Raw genomic sequence first — 16,115 nt, 5'->3', positions numbered from 1 at the left:
ATCGATCATTCACTGGTAAGGGCCGTGACCGGGTCGAGCCGGGCAGCTTTGCGGGCAGGCATGAAGCCGAAGACAACACCGGTGACCAGGGCGCAGCCGAACGCGCCGAGTACCGCCATCAAGGAAAAGGCCACGGCCACTTCGCTGAGGATCAGCACGCCACCGACGATCAGTGCCAGGGCGATCCCGGCAATGCCGCCGACCACCGAGAGCATCACCGCTTCGGTGAGGAACTGCCGGAGGATGTCGCGCTGACGTGCGCCGGTGGCCATGCGAATGCCGATCTCGCGAGTCCGCTCGCGCACGGTCATGAGCATGATGTTCATCACGCCGATACCGCCGACCAGCAGCGAAATCGCCGCAATCGAACCGAGCATCAGCGACAGGGTGTTCTGGGTGCGCGCCTCGGCCTGAATCATCGCGGCGTTGTTGGTCAGTTCGAAATCCTTCTTGCCGTTGTGCAGGCGCAGCATCAGTTGCTCGATGGCCTGCTCGGTGTCCTTGACCTTGCGCGCGTCGGCGGCGGCGATGGCCACGTATTCCGGATTGCGCGTGCCGAACAGCCGGACGCTGGCCGCCGAATAAGGGATGGCGATGCGGTTATCACTGTCGGAGTCGCCGGAGCTGGCGCCTTTTTCCGCAAGCACGCCGACCACCTGGAACGGCACATTCTCGATCAGGATGAATTGGCCGATCGGGTTCGGCACATCCTTGAGCAGTTTGCTGCGGACTTTGTGGCCGATCACCGCGACGGCTGCAGCGTTCTGCTCATCGGCCTCGGTGAAGTAATTGCCTTGCACCACCGGCCAGTTGAAGATCGCCGGGAAGTTGGTGTCGTTGCCGCCGACGTAACTCAGGTGGTCGGCGTTGCCGTACCGCACGCCGGCCTCGGCGCCGTTGACCGGCATGATCCGCTGCACTTGCGGCAGGCTGGCCAGCGCGTGCACATCGTCGAGGGTGATGATCCCCGGCGGCGTGCGCGGGTTGGGCGCCGAGCCGCTCAGATAAATAATGTTCGAACCGAAGGCGCCCATCTGCGCCATCACCTGGCGTTTGCTGCCTTCACCGACCGCCAGCATCACCACCACCGACGCCACGCCGATGATGATCCCGAGCAGGGTCAGTGCGGTGCGAAAGCGGTTGATCCACATCACGCGCCACGCGGCGTGCAGGGCATCGACCAGTTCGCCTTTCCAGGCGCCGGTGGCTTCGGCGCCGTCGGCCAGACGCTGGCGCAGATCCACCGCTTGCAGGGCGCCGGGGTTGGCGCTGGTCTGGGCGTGGGGATTGTCGCGGGCGCTGTCGCTGATGATCAGGCCGTCGCGTATTTCGATGATGCGTTTGGCCCGGGCCGCAACTTCGCGGTCGTGGGTGATGAGGATCACCACGTGGCCCTGGCTCGCCAGCTCATCGAGCAGCGTCATCACTTCTTTGCCGCTGTGACTGTCGAGGGCGCCGGTGGGTTCGTCGGCGAGGATGATGTGGCCGCCGTTCATCAACGCCCGGGCAATCGACACCCGTTGCTGTTGGCCACCGGACAACTGATGCGGGCGGTTGCCGGTGCGCGAGGCCAGGCCGAGTCGGTCGAGCAGGGCAGCGGCGCGGGCGTGACGCTCGGCGGCCGGGGTGCCGGCATAGATCGCCGGCATCTCGACGTTTTCCTGGGCCGAGCCGGACGGAATCAGGTGATAGCCCTGGAACACAAAGCCAAAGGCTTCGCGGCGCAGCCAGGCCAGCTCGTCGCTGTCGAGGCCGGCGACGTTTTCCCCGGCAAAGCGATACTCGCCGGAGGTCGGGCGGTCGAGGCAGCCGAGGATATTCATCAGGGTCGATTTGCCGGAGCCGGAAGCGCCGACAATCGCCACGAATTCACCAGCGTGAATCGACAGGTCGATGCCGCGCAACACGTGAACTTCAGGCGCGTCACCGCCGCCGTAGGATTTGCGAATGTCCTGCAGATCGATCAGAGGCGTTCTCATTCAGCCTCCGCTGCCGTCGACCGGGCCGATCAATAGGTGATCGCCTTCGTTGAGGCCGTCGACAATCTGCACTTTGAGCCGGTCGCTGATACCGGTGCGTACCTCGCGCTGCTGGATGTCGCCGTTGGCCGCCACCACCTGCGCGGTTTGCAGGTTGGCCGTGGTGCTGCCCTGCAACGCGGCGACCGGCGCGGTGAGCACGCCTTTGGCCTGATTGGCGACGAAAAACACCTGGGTGGTCATCTCGGCCATCAAGGCGTTGTCGGCGTTATCGACGTCGAGCAAAACCGTGTACAGCACAACGCGGGCGCTGCCGCTTTTACTGCTGCTGGCTGGGCTGCCGCCGCCTTGGCTGGTCTGGTCCAGCGGCTTGGGTGGCACCGGCAAAATCTGCCGCACGGTGCTGCTCCAGCGCCGCTGGCCGCCGCTGAGGGTGGTGAAGTAGGCGGTCATGCCCGGTTTGACGTGACCGATGTCAGCCTCGGAAACCTCGGCCCACACGGTCATCGGTGACAGTTTGGCGATGCGCAGGATCAGCGGCGTCTGCTGTTGCGCGTTGAGGGTCTGGCCTTCGCGGGCGTCGAGGGCAACCACGGTGCCGGCCATCGGCGCGTAGATCCGCGTGTAGCCGAGTTCGGCCTGATCGCTGCGCAGGCTCGCTTCGGCCTGGCGGATCTGCGCCTGGAACATGTCGACGCGGGCCTGAGTGGCTTTCAGTTCGGCGCGGGCGGTTTGCACGTCTTCTTCACGGGTGGCGCCGCCGGCCACGAGATTCTGCTGCCGCTGATACTTCTGCCGCGCCAGCTCATGCTGGGCGCGCTGCTCCTGCAATTGCGCCTTGAGGTTTTCGATGGAGAAGCGCCCGGCGTCGAGTTTGGCCTTCTGCGTGGACGGATCGATTTCCACCAACAGTTGACCTTCCTTGACCACGTCACCGACTTCGACGTGGATCTTCTGGATCTGCCCGGAGGCCTGCGCGCCGACATCGACATACCGGCGCGGTTGCAGGGTGCCCAGCGCGGTGACGCTGCTCTCGATGTCGCCACGGCTGACTTGCACGGTGGCGAAGCGCTCGCGGCCCGGCGGCATGATTTGCCACGCGGCGTAGGCAACAACAGGAATCAGACAAAGGACTGCGAGCAGGGCGCGTCGAGCGGGGCGGGGACGTTTCATGCAGGGTTCCGGCCAGTGGAATTCGGCCCGTCGTCCGGCTGCACGCCACAGCGCGCAGCCGCAGAACGCTGTCGCAGGGCGCGACAGACACGGGGAGCTGTCCTGTAAACGATGAATGCGCAGGGGAATTTAAGCGAAGACACAGGATGTTACAGGTATAGAACGGCACTATTTAGCGGGCAACGACAAACGCCACTTTAAATCTATATGAGAATTACTATAAATTACGCACCTCAAGTTGCCACTATCTTGCTACCCGTGTTTGCGGGGCCTTCGATCAGTGTGCTCAAGGATCGAATCCGCATCGAAGCGGCCGGGAGTCATGTTGGAAAACTACTATCGCGAGCTGGTGTGTTTCCTGAACGCCAAGCTCGGCAACCGTCAGGTCGCCGAAGATGTGGTGCATGACGCTTATGTGCGGGTTCTGGAACGCTCCAGCGACACGCCCATCGAGCAGCCCCGGGCCTTTCTTTATCGCACGGCGCTGAATCTGGTGATCGACGATCATCGGCGCAACGCCTTGCGCCAGGTCGAGCCACTGGAAGTGCTCGACAGCGAAGAGCGCTATTTCACCCCGTCGCCCCATGGCACTCTCGATCACGGCCAGCGTCTGGAGATGCTCCAGCGCGCACTGGCGGAGTTGTCGCCGCTGTGCCGCGACAGTTTTCTGCTGCGCAAGATCGAAGGCCTGTCGCACCCGCAGATTGCCGAACAGCTGGGAATTTCCAAGGCACTGGTGGAAAAACACATCGTCAATGCGATGAAGCATTGCCGTCTGCGCATCAAGCAATGGGATGCCCATTGAGCCGCCATCGCTAAATTTTATTTCACTGTCCTCGTTCCTACTCAACAGACGACCTGCTGTCCTGCTCAAGGCCAGTCGGGTCACTTAGGCTCTCCTTCCCCTTGTTGAGGGGTTCATCCAGAGGACACTGGAAATGACTCAGGCAATTGCATCGCCCATCGTTCACGACCTGATCGGCGTCGGTTTCGGCCCTTCGAACCTGGCGCTGGCCATCGCTCTGCAAGAGCGCGGCCCGACCCACGGCGAGCTGGATGTGCTGTTCCTCGACAAGCAGGCCAACTACAGCTGGCACGGCAACACCCTGTCGACCCAAAGCGAATTGCAGATTTCCTTCCTCAAGGATCTGGTGACCCTGCGCAACCCGACCAGCCCGTACTCGTTCGTCAATTACCTGAAGGCCCACGGCCGTCTGGTGGACTTCATCAACCTCGGCACCTTCTATCCGTGCCGCATGGAGTACAACGACTACTTGCGCTGGGTCGCCGGGCAGTTCACTGAGCAGAGCCGCTATGGCGAAGAAGTGCTGACCATCGAACCGGTGCTGCACAACCATCAGGTTGAAGCGCTGCGCGTGATCTCCCGCGACAGTGAAGGCCAGCAGTTGGTGCGCACCGCGCGTTCGGTGGTGGTCAGTGCCGGTGGCACGCCGCGGATTCCCGAAGCGTTCAAGGCGCTGAAGGGGGACAGCCGCGTGTTCCACCACTCGCAGTATCTGTCGCAGATGGCCAAACAGCCGTGTGTGAACAACCAGCCGATGAGCATCGCGATCATCGGCGGCGGGCAGAGCGCGGCGGAAGCCTTTATCGATCTGAACGATTCGTTCCCGTCGGTGCAGGTCGACATGATCCTGCGCGGCTCGGCCCTCAAACCTGCGGACGACAGCCCGTTCGTCAACGAAGTGTTCTCGCCGGAGTTCACCGATCTGGTGTTCCAGCAAAACAGCGCCGAGCGTGAGCGGCTGGTCAACGAGTACCACAACACCAACTACTCGGTGGTCGACATCGACCTGATCGAACGCATCTACGGCATCTTCTATCGGCAGAAAGTCTCGGGCATTGCCCGTCATGCGTTCCGTACCCTGACCACCGTCGAGAGCGCCACCGCCACCGAACGCGGCATCGAACTGGCGGTGCGCAACAACGCCACCGGCGAAGTCACCGTGCGCACCTACGACGCCGTGGTTCTGGCCACCGGTTACGAGCGGCAGATGCACCGCAAACTGTTGGCACCGCTGGAAGAATACCTCGGTGATTTCGAGGTCGATCGCAACTACAAACTGATCACCGACGAACGCTGCAAGGCCGGTCTGTACATGCAGGGCTTCTGCCAGGCCAGCCATGGCCTGAGTGATACGTTGCTGTCGGTGTTGCCGGTGCGTGCTGACGAGATTGCCGGCTCGCTGTATGAGCATGGCAAGAACCGTGGGCATCGTTCGGTGGCGGATCTGTTGTTGGCGACGGCAAGCTGATTTTGTAGCGCCTCACATACCGCTTTCGCGAGCAAGCCCGCTCCCACATTGGCTCTCTGTTGACCACAAAATCTGTGTTCAATGAAGATCCCCCTGTGGGAGCGAGCCTGCTCGCGAAGGGGCCGTCAAAAACACCCTGAAATCTGAATCCTGAACCCTTCCTGAACACCCGCCACATTCCCCGGCACACTTCCTTTTGCGGGTTTACTCTCAAATCATCGAGGCGTAAGCTTCGCGCGTTTTCATCAATAGCGGAGACCCACAGTGGGTACTTGTTCGAGTGACAGTTGTCGGCCGGTCTCGGTAACCGGCAGATTCTCGGCAAGATAACGCGCAGCCTTTCTCTGCCGTTGTCTCGCCGTAAAGCGAGCAGCGGCATCCCGATCATGGTCAGTTGAGGCCATGTCCCGACGTCCTTCTCATCGACACTGAAAGTATGTGATTTCGACCGTGTGGTCGCGATCGCAAACCTATCGACACGCCTGTCCTTTGTGATCGGCGCGCCAAGCCTTGCCGTGCCGGATTTTTCGGCGTACGAGGCGCGGTCGTACCTGCTCGACGGTTTCCCGGCTGACCATAGGGGCAACAGCCATGAAACTTACGCTCAAGGAATTTTTCGCAGGCTTCCTGCGTACACGCCACATCGCCCGGCACTTCCGCCGTCTGGCGCTGCTGGAATCGATCACCGACACCACGGTCAGCCGTGAAGTGCCGCCCACCCTGGCCAACACCCTGGTCGATGCGGCCCATCGCGACAGCGGTGAACTGCTGTCGTCACTGGGTACTCACACCGACGGCCTGACCGATTTTGAAGTCGACGCCCTGCGTGCGCAGTACGGCCTCAACGAAGTCGAGCACGAGCAGCCGCTGCCATGGTGGATCCACCTGTGGCACTGCTACAAAAACCCGTTCAACCTGCTGCTGACTCTGTTGGCGGTGATCTCGTGGCTGACCGAAGACCTGAAAGCCGCCACGGTGATTTTCTCCATGGTGGTGCTGTCGACGCTGCTGCGCTTCTGGCAGGAAAGCAAATCCAACCAGGCCGCCGACGCGCTCAAGGCGATGGTCAGCAACACCGCCACGGTGATGCGCCGCGACGAGCCGCGCATCGAACTGCCGATCAAGCAGCTGGTGCCGGGCGACCTGATCGTGCTGTCCGCCGGCGACATGATTCCTGCCGACTGCCGAGTGCTCAGCGCCAAGGACCTGTTCGTCAGCCAGGCGGCGATGACCGGTGAATCGATGCCGGTGGAAAAATTCGCCCGTCAGGCCGACCGCGACACGCGCAATCCGCTGGAGCTGGAGAACATTCTGTTCATGGGCACCAACGTGGTGTCCGGCACGGCGGTGGCGGTGATTCTCACCACCGGGAACAGCACCTATTTCGGCGCGCTGGCGCAGCGGGTCGGCGCGACTGACCGCGCGGTAACCTCGTTCCAGCTGGGCGTGAACAAAGTCAGCTGGCTGCTGATCCGCTTCATGTTCGTCATGGCGCCGCTGGTGCTGTTCATCAACGGTTTCACCAAGGGCGACTGGACCGAAGCGCTGCTGTTTGCGCTGTCGATTGCTGTGGGCCTGACCCCGGAAATGCTGCCGATGATCGTCACCTCGACCCTGGCCAAAGGTGCGGTGTTCCTGTCGCGCAAAAAGGTCATCGTCAAGCGTCTGGACGCGATCCAGAACTTCGGCGCCATGGACGTGCTGTGCACCGACAAGACCGGCACCCTGACCCAGGACAAGATCTTCCTCGCGCGCAATGTCGACGTCTGGGGTGAAGACTCCGATGGCGTGCTGGAAATGGCCTACCTCAACAGCTACTACCAGACCGGGCTGAAAAACCTGCTCGACGTAGCGGTGCTGGAACACGTGGAAATCCACCGTGAACTGAAAGTCGGCACGGCATTTCGCAAGGTCGATGAGATTCCGTTCGACTTCAATCGCCGGCGCATGTCGGTGGTGGTCGAAGGGCGTGGCCAGCCACATCAACTGATCTGCAAAGGTGCGGTGGAAGAAGTGCTGGCGGTGTGCACCCGTGTGCAGCACGGTGACGTCGAGGAAGCCTTGAGCGATGAATTGCTGACCCGGATTCGTCAGGTCACCGCAGCATTCAACGCTGAAGGCTTGCGCGTGGTGGCAGTGGCTGCCCGCTCGATGCCGGAAGGTCGCGACACTTACAGCCTGGCGGATGAGCAGGAACTGACGCTGATCGGTTATGTGGCGTTCCTTGATCCACCGAAGGAAAGCACCGCGCCGGCACTCAAGGCTTTGGCCGAGCACGGTGTGGCGGTCAAAGTGTTGACCGGTGACAACGAACTGGTGACCGCGAAGATCTGCCGTGAAGTCGGTCTGGCGCAACAGGGCTTGCTGCTGGGCAACGACATCGAGCGCATGAGCGATGCCGAACTGGCGGTGGCGGTGGAGAAAACCAACGTCTTCGCCAAGCTGACGCCGTCGCACAAGGAACGCATCGTGCGCATCCTCAAGGGTAACGGTCATGTGGTCGGCTTCATGGGTGACGGCATCAACGACGCCCCGGCGCTGCGCACGGCCGACATCGGTATTTCGGTAGACAGTGCGGTGGATATCGCCAAGGAGGCCGCCGACATCATCCTTTTGGAGAAGAGCCTGATGGTGCTGGAGGAGGGCGTGCTCGAAGGGCGGCGGACCTTCGCCAACATGCTCAAGTACATCAAGATGACTGCCAGCTCGAACTTCGGCAACGTGTTCTCGGTGCTGGTCGCCAGCGCGTTCATTCCGTTCCTGCCGATGCTGCCGATGCATCTGCTGGTACAGAACCTGCTCTACGACATTTCGCAGATCGCGATTCCGTTCGACAACGTCGACAAGGAGATGCTGAAGAAGCCGCAACGCTGGCAGCCGGCTGATGTCGGGCGCTTCATGCTGTTCTTCGGCCCGATCAGTTCGATCTTTGACATCCTGACGTTCGCCTTGATGTGGTATGTGTTCGATGCCAACACCCCGGATCACCAGACGCTGTTCCAGTCCGGCTGGTTCGTGGTGGGGCTGCTGACCCAGACGCTGATCGTGCACATGATCCGCACGCCGAAGATTCCGTTCCTGCAAAGCCGTGCAGCCATGCCGTTGCTGGTGATGACCGGGATCATCATGGCGGTCGGGATCTTCCTGCCGATGGGGCCGCTGGCCAACTACTTCAAACTGCAGGCGCTGCCGTCGCTGTATTTCGTGTTCCTGCCGATGATCCTGCTGGCATACATGGCGCTGACCCAGGCAGTGAAAGGCTTCTACATCCGCCGGTTCGGCTGGCAATAACAACAGGACAACGCTGTTCCCTCTGTAGGAGTGAGCCTGCTCGCGATGGCAATCCGTCAGTCAAAATATCAACGACTGACACACCGCTATCGCGAGCAGGCTCACTCCTACAGGGGATTCGGATGTTTTCAAGGACAAGACTATGCAAGCCATCAACAACCTCAACCTCGATTCACTGCTCGACACGCTGGTCAGCCTCAGCGCAGCGTTCATCCTCGGTGGCCTGATCGGGTTCGAGCGCCAGTACCGGCAACGCACCGCCGGCCTGCGCACCAACGTGCTGGTGGCGGTCGGCGCGGCGATTTTTGTCGACATGGCCAACCGTCTCGGCGGTGCTGAAGGTGCGGTGCGGGTGGTCGCCTACGTGGTCTCCGGCATCGGCTTTCTCGGTGCCGGGGTGATCATGCGCGAAGAGGGGAACGTCCGTGGCCTCAATACCGCCGCGACTCTGTGGACTTCCGCCGCTGTCGGTGCCTGCGCCGGTGCCGACCTGCTGGCCGAAGCGCTGCTCGGCACGCTGTTCATTCTGGCCGCCAACACCTTGCTGCGGCCGATCGTCAACAACATCAACCGCCAGCCACTGGACGTGGTCTCGGCCGAAGTCACCAACATTGTCTATGTCATCGCCCGGCGCTCACAGCAGAAAGCCGTGTTCGCCCTGCTCGAAGCCGAGCTGGAGCGCAGCAATTACCCGGCCAGCGACGTCGATGTACACGCCTTCGGTGCCGACGAAATCGAGATCGAAGCGACGCTGGCGACGACTTCGGTCGACGGCGATGAACTCGATGCGCTGGTGGCGCGGATTTCGACTTCAGCGCTGGTGGTGCAGGCGTTCTGGAGTCCGAGTACCACCGAATAAGGCAACAACGTCGGGCAGCCATTCGGCATGGCTCATGAGTGCGGATGAATGACCGGTTTTTTAGGAAAAGTCCTACAGAACTGCTCCTGCGGCTTGCGTAGTCTTGGCGCACCCGTCCACCTCCACGAGATCGAGCATGATCAATAAAGCCCTGCGTATCCTGATTGCCGATTCGCAGCATTTTCACCGGATGAAAATCGAGCGCCTGTTCAATGGTCTCGAATACTTCCGGGTTGCTCCGGTACAGAGTCTGCTTGAGCTGCTGACCCTGGTGGACTACGGCTGTGAACCGTTCGACGTCGTGGTCATCAACGCCGAGCTGGCGGCCGGATCGCTGGACCTGCCGGGTTTTTTCCTCAACAACCCGCAGGTGCGCCACACCCTGATCTATAACGAGCCCTCGGCACCTGCGCTGACGCCCGCAGGCTTCGCTCAGGAAAACCTGCAGATCAGCCCCGTCGCCTTGCCCAATGCGGCCGCGATCAAGCACCTGATGGCGCGGGTCGACGTTGACCCGGTGTGTGCAGCTCATGCCTGGAACCCGGCGCCAGCCTTGCAACGCCGGGCTTGAGCACGAATTACGTTTTTGCGCAACTGTCAGATCTGACAGGTAGATACGACTGGCTTCCCGTGTAACAGTTCTTGCGCAGCCACCCCGGCGGAACAGCCGCTACCGGTGGCGCCATCGTTTGTTTTTGCCCTGGGAGCGGTCATGAAGTCAGCGCTGATCGTCGACGATCATCCGGTGGTGCGGGCTGCCGTGAAACTTGTGCTCGAAGCCGAAAGGTTCAGGGTGATTCATGAAGCGTCGAGCGCCAGCGAAGCCCTGGAGCTTAGCCGTGAGCACAAACCGGAACTGGTGATACTTGATCTCAAGTTGCCGGGGGTGGGTGGACTGGAAGCGCTGGAGCGGCTGAAGGCCAACGACCCCAACTGCAGGGTGCTGATCTTTACTTCTCAGGATCCGCTGCACTATCAGGATCGCTGTCTGCGTGGCGGCGCGATGGGTTACGTGGCCAAAACCAACCAGTTGCTGCAATTGCACAAGGCTGTCCAGGCGCTGATGTCGGGCTACTCCTATTTTGCTGCACTGCCTGATAACGGCCTTGCGTCGACCCCGTCGCACCGCAGCGAAAAACAGCTGATCGACGAGCTCTCCAACCGAGAACTGAACATTCTCGTGCAGTTGGCTCTGGATAAGCCCAACAAGAAAATCGCCGCTGAAATGTTCCTCAGCCACAAGACCGTCAGCACCTACAAAACCCGCTTGATAAAAAAACTGGGGCTGCACTCAAAGTCAGCGGTGTACTTGCGCGAATTCGCCAAGCGCAACGATTTGATCTGAGTAGCACAGTGAATCTGCGATGCTGGTGGTGCGTGCTCTGGTTGAGCATCACGGCCACCTGCTGGGCCAGTGAGTCGCCGCAGCCTCTGGAGTTGTTGAGCCAGGCAGCACTGGAGAACATTCAAGTCCCGCTCGACCCCCAGGATCAACAGTGGCTACGCAGCCATTCGACGTTGCACATGGGTATTTCCGGGCCCGATTATCCACCGTTCGAGATCACGCGGAATCGGCAGGAGCTGGAAGGTCTCACCGCCGACTATGCCGAGCTGCTGGCGCAACTGCTCGGGGTGCGGATCGAGGTGCAACGCTACGCAAACCGCGACGCGGTGATGAGCGCACTCAAGCGCGGCGAACTCGATCTGCTGGGCACCTCGAACAATTTCGAGCTGGCCGATCCAGATTTCATCTTGTCGCGCCCCTATGCCGAAGACCAACCGATGCTGGTGACCCGGCTCGACGAAACGTTACCGGCCGACCTGACAGGCAAACGCATCGCCATGGTCGAGGACTATCTGCCGCTGACCAGCGTGCAGGCGTTCTACCCCGACGCGAAGGTGCAGCGTTACGCCTCGGCAATGGATGCGCTGGGTGCGGTAGCGTTTGGTGTCGATGACGGCTATCTCGGCGATCTGATCAGTGCCAATTACCTGATCAACACCAATTACCGCAATGACCTGCAACTGGCCGGGCCCTCGGGCCTGGATGCCAATCCCTTCGGTTTCGCCCTGCTGCGCAGTGAGGTGCGCCTCAAACGCATCATCGACAAGGCGCTGGCGGCCATTCCCATGGAGCGCCGACAGCTTATCGAGCAGCGCTGGAGTGCGGGGGGCGCGCACATGGCCGCGCAGTCACGGGTACGCCTCAGTGTCAGCGAGCAGCAGTGGCTGGAGCAACATCCTCGGGTGCGGGTTGGAGTGATCGAGGACTTCGCACCGCTGACGTTTTTTGATGCCGACGGGCGATTCAACGGGCTGGCGGCACAGTTGCTCAACCTGATCAGTCAGCGTACCGGGCTGCAATTCGAGTTGGTTCGGGGGCGTTCGCTGGATCGTCAGATTGAGCAGCTCAAGGCCGGTGAGCTCGACATGTTGCCGGTGGTGACCCCGAGCAGCGAACGGGAAACCGAGCTGCAATTCACCCGTGCCTACCTGAACAATCCGTTTGTGCTGGTCAGCGCGACGACGGCCGGCAGCCCGCGCAGCCTCGCCGATCTGCCGGGCAAGCGGCTGGCGATTTATCGCGGTCATCCATTGCACGACTTTATTCTGCAGCAGGTGCCCGGGATTCGCCTGGTGGAGGTGCGCAGCCCGGCCGAGGGCATGGAGCAGATCGCCAAAGGCCAGGCCGACGTGACCGTCAGCTCGCTGCTGGTGGCGCGTTTTCTGATCGCCCGCCATTACCGCGAGCGCCTGCGCATCACCAACACGATCGGCGATCAGCCGGCACGCATTGCCCTGGCGACCGCAACGCAGGATACGGCGCTGCACACCATTCTGAACAAGGCGCTGCTGAGCATCGCGCCGCAGCAGATGGACGAACTGGTCGAGCGCTGGAGCCATGACGTGGTCGTGGAAGAGAGCTACTGGCAGCGTCATCGCCGCGAAATCCTGCTGGCGTTTGCCGGTGCGGCAGGGCTGCTGTTGCTGGCCTTGGCCTGGATCGGTTTTCAGCGCTCGCAGCTGCGTCAGCGTCAGCAGTGGCTGCAACAGTTGCAGCAGGCCAAGGATGCCGCCGACGACGCCAATCGGGCCAAGACTACGTTTCTGGCGACCATGAGCCATGAAATCCGCACGCCGATGAATGCCCTGATCGGCATGCTCGAAATGGCCCTCAAGCGTGCCGAGGAGGGCGTCACCGACAAGCTGGCAATCGAGGTCGCGTCCGCTGCCGGCCAGCAATTACTGGCGTTGATCGGTGACATTCTCGATATCGCACGTATCGAGTCCGGGCATTTGTCCCTCGCGCCGCAGCGGGCCAATCTGCGCGAACAAGTGATCGCGGTGTGCCGCGTATTCGAAGGGCTGGCGCGCGAGAAACGCCTGCTGTGGCAGGTCGAACTGGATGCGCACAGCGACGTTGACGTGATGCTCGACCCGACACGCTTCAAGCAAGTGCTGTCAAACCTGTTGAGCAACGCGATCAAGTTCACCGAGCAGGGTCAGGTGAGCCTGCATTTGTCATGCTCTGCGATGCCGTCCGGGATCCTGGCGGTCGCGGTGGTGATTGCAGACAGCGGAATCGGCATCAGTGCCGATGACCGCAAACGCCTGTTCAGTCCGTTCGTCCAGGCCGCTAATCAAGGCCAGTCAGCGCGTAGCGGCTCGGGACTGGGCCTGGTGATCAGCCGTAACCTCTGCGAAATGATGGGTGGCACACTGCACCTGGACAGCGAGCCGGGGCATGGAACGTGGGTTGAGGTAAACCTGCAATTGCCGCTGTTGACCGCGCTCGAACCCGAGACGGCAGGCCCGCAAGTGGCGGACACGCCAGCGCGTTCGCTGAGGGTGCTGGTGGTGGACGATCATCCGGTCAACCGCTTGCTCCTGTGCCGGCAACTGAGTGAACTGGGCCACGTTACGGTCGATGTCGAGGATGGTGAGCTGGGCTTGCAGCGCTGGCGAACACAGGCTTTCGATGTGCTGATCACCGATTGCAACATGCCGCGGCGCAACGGTTACGAACTCGCTCGGACACTTCGTGAAGAAGAGGCGGCGAGCGGTCGGGCACGCTGCCTGATCCTCGGCTTTACCGCCAACGCGCAGGTCGAGGAGAAAGTCCGTTGTCTTGAGGCCGGCATGGACGATTGTCTGTTCAAGCCGATTCGCTTGCACGATCTGCAACAGGCATTGAAGGCGGCCAGTCGCGGCGACGGGGACCAACTGTCGGACCCGGCACCGCCGCTGCCTGAGATCGACCTGAGCGCGCTTGAGCAGATGGCCGGGGACAATCCTGCAGTGATGCAACGCCTGCGCGAACAAGTGCTCCGCAGTCTGCACGAGGATCTGCAACGGCTGGACGCTGCGCGCCAGCCACAGGATCTGAGCGAATTAAGCACCCTGGCGCATCACATCAAGGGCGGTGCGCAAATGGTCGGTGCCGCGCGGGTGGCGGCGGCGTGCGCGGAGCTCGAACAGGCGTGCCGCGACGCCGAAACCCTGGCGGTCCACCGTTCGGCGGATGCGCTGCGCAGGGCCATGCTCGACCTCGCGCAGCGGCTTCAGGACTGAGCGATCAATCCCACTGCGGGGCAATGCCTTTCGGGCTGGTCAGACGATGGCCGCGCTCCAGACCGGCGATCAGCGCCATGTCGGATTCGCTCAGGGTCAGCGTGGTGGCGCCGAGGTTGCTTTGCAGGTTGGCGCGTTTGGTCGACGATGGAATCACCGCGTAACCCGACTGCATCGCCCAGGCCAGAGTGACTTGCGCCGGGGTCGCTTGCAGGCGTTCAGCAATCTGCTGAATCACCGGATCCTTCGGCACTTCGCCATAGGCGAGGGTCATGTAGGAGGTGATCTGGATGCCCTGGCTGCGGGCGAACTCGACCACTTTGCGGTTTTGCAGGTACGGGTGCAGTTCGATCTGGTTGGTGGCGATGTTGTCTGCGCCAACCGCTGCGATGGCCTGTTGCATCAGCTCGATGGTGAAGTTGGACACCCCGATCTGCCGGGTCAGGCCCAGACGCTTGGCTTCGAGCAGCGCGCCCATGAATTCGGCGACCGGCACCTGATCTTCCGGCGACGGCCAGTGGATCAGGGTCAGGTCGAGGTAGTCGGTCTGCAGTTTCTGCAGGCTTTCCTTGAGGCTCTCGATCAGACGATCCTTGGCGAAGTTGGCGATCCAGATCTTGCTGGTGATGAACAACTCTTCGCGAGCAATGCCGCTGGCGGCGATGGCCTGGCCGACCTCGGCTTCGTTCTCGTAGATCTGCGCGGTGTCGATGGCGCGGTAACCGAGTTCAAGGCCGGTGCGCACCGAATCGATGACCACCTGACCTTGCAGGCGAAACGTACCCAGACCAAAAGCGGGAACAGACATTGATGACTCCAGGGTTGCAGTGGGAATGGGCAGGAGTATCCGCGTCTGCGTGCTTGGGAAAAACCGCTGCTGGGGCAAAGCACTGTTGAGCAGAAGTCATGAATCTTTCCCGATAGTTGTGTTGTCTGGACTGGCACCTTTGCGAGCAAGTCCGCTCCCGCAAGGATCGAGATTCAACGGTGGGACTGTTCTATGAATGGAACACTAAAGCCGGTTTTTGCCGTCTAGTCCTAAAAACGCTATGGATTTAAGCTTAATCCATTGCGTCACCCACCTTTTCTGGAGGCAACCATGAAAAACATCATCGGTATCTACACCAGCCCTCGCGGCCATTGGGTCGGCGATGGTTTCCCGGTGCGCACCCTGTTTTCCTATGACAACCTGGGCAAACACATCAGCCCGTTCCTGCTGCTCGATCACGCAGGTCCGGCCGAATTCACCCCGACCACCGAGCGCCGTGGCGTCGGCCAGCACCCGCACCGTGGTTTTGAAACGGTGACCATCGTCTACGACGGCGAAGTGCAGCACCGCGACTCCACCGGCAGCGGCGGCACCATCGGCCCCGGCGATGTGCAGTGGATGACCGCCGCGTCCGGGATCCTCCACGAGGAGTTCCACTCGGATGATTTCGCCAGAACCGGCGGCAAGCTGGAAATGGTGCAGCTGTGGGTCAACCTGCCGGCCAAGGACAAAATGGCTGCGCCCGGCTACCAGACCATTCTCGACGGCGATATTCCGAATATCGCGCTGAAGGACGATGCCGGCCGGCTGCGGCTGATTGCCGGTGAGTTCGACGGTCATACAGGCCCGTCGCACACCTTCACGCCGATCGACGTCTGGGACCTGCGGCTGAACGCCGGCAAGTTGCTGACGCTCGATCTGCACGAGGGACGCAACACCGCGCTGGTGCTGTTGAAAGGTTCGGTGCAGATCAACGGTGTGGAAACCGCAGGTGTCGGGCAGTTGGTGCTGTTCGAGCGCGACGGTCGTCAGTTGACCCTTGAGACCAGTGAAGACGCCGTGGTGCTGCTGCTCAGCGGCGAGCCGATCGACGAACCGATTGTCGGCCATGGCCCGTTCGTGATGAACACCGAGCAGGAGATTCATCAGGCATTCGCCGACTTCCAGTCCGGGCGTTTTGGCCAAATGCGCGGGTAAAT

The 16,115-nt window shown here is 61.5% G+C and carries 11 protein-coding genes; 8 read left to right on the top strand and 3 right to left on the bottom strand.

Translation table 11 applies throughout. From position 1 onward, the window contains the following. Window positions 1-5: 5 nt before the first annotated feature. Entirely contained in the window at window positions 6-1,979 is a 1,974-nt protein-coding gene (locus V3W27_RS25555; protein ID WP_330207832.1) for a MacB family efflux pump subunit, read from the bottom strand. After that, window positions 1,980-3,152: an efflux RND transporter periplasmic adaptor subunit gene (locus tag V3W27_RS25550; protein ID WP_225138204.1), complete on the bottom strand. Its 1,173-nt coding sequence runs from the start codon at window positions 3,150-3,152 to the stop codon at window positions 1,980-1,982. 322 nt (window positions 3,153-3,474) lie between these two features. Between V3W27_RS25550 and V3W27_RS25545 the strand changes: the two genes are divergently transcribed. The 7 genes from V3W27_RS25545 to V3W27_RS25515 all read left to right on the top strand — a co-directional run bounded on the left by V3W27_RS25545 (window position 3,475) and on the right by V3W27_RS25515 (window position 14,147). Next, entirely contained in the window at window positions 3,475-3,957 is a 483-nt protein-coding gene (locus tag V3W27_RS25545; RefSeq protein ID WP_027614027.1) for a sigma-70 family RNA polymerase sigma factor, read from the top strand. 133 nt (window positions 3,958-4,090) lie between these two features. Continuing rightward, window positions 4,091-5,425, top strand: a complete 1,335-nt coding sequence (locus V3W27_RS25540; protein WP_330207831.1) for a lysine N(6)-hydroxylase/L-ornithine N(5)-oxygenase family protein — start codon at window positions 4,091-4,093, stop codon at window positions 5,423-5,425. 591 nt (window positions 5,426-6,016) lie between these two features. Next, entirely contained in the window at window positions 6,017-8,716 is a 2,700-nt protein-coding gene (mgtA, locus tag V3W27_RS25535; protein ID WP_330207830.1) for a magnesium-translocating P-type ATPase, read from the top strand. 142 nt (window positions 8,717-8,858) lie between these two features. Then, a complete protein-coding gene (locus tag V3W27_RS25530) occupies window positions 8,859-9,575 on the top strand; it encodes an MgtC/SapB family protein (protein ID WP_330207829.1) in 717 nt (238 codons plus the stop codon). A gap of 136 nt (window positions 9,576-9,711) precedes the next feature. Beyond that, complete coding sequence (locus V3W27_RS25525) at window positions 9,712-10,146, top strand: chemotaxis protein CheY (RefSeq protein ID WP_330207828.1); 435 nt, start codon at window positions 9,712-9,714, stop codon at window positions 10,144-10,146. A 141-nt stretch (window positions 10,147-10,287) separates the two neighbouring features. Continuing rightward, window positions 10,288-10,920 (top strand): response regulator transcription factor, encoded by a 633-nt coding sequence (locus V3W27_RS25520; protein ID WP_330207827.1) that lies wholly within the window; start codon window positions 10,288-10,290, stop codon window positions 10,918-10,920. Window positions 10,921-10,928: 8 nt separating this feature from the next. Continuing rightward, on the top strand, window positions 10,929-14,147 hold the full coding sequence (locus V3W27_RS25515) for a transporter substrate-binding domain-containing protein (protein ID WP_330207826.1): 3,219 nt from the start codon (window positions 10,929-10,931) through the stop codon (window positions 14,145-14,147). A 4-nt stretch (window positions 14,148-14,151) separates the two neighbouring features. Here the strand turns inward: V3W27_RS25515 and dkgB are convergent, their stop codons facing one another. Beyond that, window positions 14,152-14,955 carry a 2,5-didehydrogluconate reductase DkgB gene (gene dkgB / locus V3W27_RS25510; protein ID WP_330207825.1) on the bottom strand — a complete coding sequence of 268 codons (804 nt, stop codon included), beginning with the start codon at window positions 14,953-14,955 and terminating at the stop codon, window positions 14,152-14,154. Window positions 14,956-15,246: 291 nt separating this feature from the next. Here dkgB and V3W27_RS25505 point away from each other — a divergent pair, with 291 nt between their 5' ends. Next, window positions 15,247-16,113: a pirin family protein gene (locus tag V3W27_RS25505; RefSeq protein WP_330207824.1), complete on the top strand. Its 867-nt coding sequence runs from the start codon at window positions 15,247-15,249 to the stop codon at window positions 16,111-16,113. The last annotated feature ends 2 nt before the right edge of the window (window positions 16,114-16,115 follow it).

It is taken from the genome of Pseudomonas sp. AM14(2022), from assembly GCF_036346455.1.
Classification (GTDB): domain Bacteria; phylum Pseudomonadota; class Gammaproteobacteria; order Pseudomonadales; family Pseudomonadaceae; genus Aquipseudomonas; species Aquipseudomonas putida_A.
The sequence above is the reverse complement of the archived record's forward strand: the minus strand, read 5'-3'. Positions and strand labels throughout refer to the sequence as shown.

Bases quoted from the DNA above. Each gene is read 5' to 3' on its own strand.
- V3W27_RS25555 (WP_330207832.1), bottom strand. From the start codon at position 1,979: ATGAGAACGCCTCTGATCGATCTGCAGGACATTCGCAAATCCTACGGC.
- V3W27_RS25550 (WP_225138204.1), bottom strand. From the start codon at position 3,152: ATGAAACGTCCCCGCCCCGCTCGACGCGCCCTGCTCGCAGTCCTTTGT.
- V3W27_RS25545 (WP_027614027.1), top strand. From the start codon at position 3,475: ATGTTGGAAAACTACTATCGCGAGCTGGTGTGTTTCCTGAACGCCAAG.
- V3W27_RS25540 (WP_330207831.1), top strand. From the start codon at position 4,091: ATGACTCAGGCAATTGCATCGCCCATCGTTCACGACCTGATCGGCGTC.
- mgtA (WP_330207830.1), top strand. From the start codon at position 6,017: ATGAAACTTACGCTCAAGGAATTTTTCGCAGGCTTCCTGCGTACACGC.
- V3W27_RS25530 (WP_330207829.1), top strand. From the start codon at position 8,859: ATGCAAGCCATCAACAACCTCAACCTCGATTCACTGCTCGACACGCTG.
- V3W27_RS25525 (WP_330207828.1), top strand. From the start codon at position 9,712: ATGATCAATAAAGCCCTGCGTATCCTGATTGCCGATTCGCAGCATTTT.
- V3W27_RS25520 (WP_330207827.1), top strand. From the start codon at position 10,288: ATGAAGTCAGCGCTGATCGTCGACGATCATCCGGTGGTGCGGGCTGCC.
- dkgB (WP_330207825.1), bottom strand. From the start codon at position 14,955: ATGTCTGTTCCCGCTTTTGGTCTGGGTACGTTTCGCCTGCAAGGTCAG.
- V3W27_RS25505 (WP_330207824.1), top strand. From the start codon at position 15,247: ATGAAAAACATCATCGGTATCTACACCAGCCCTCGCGGCCATTGGGTC.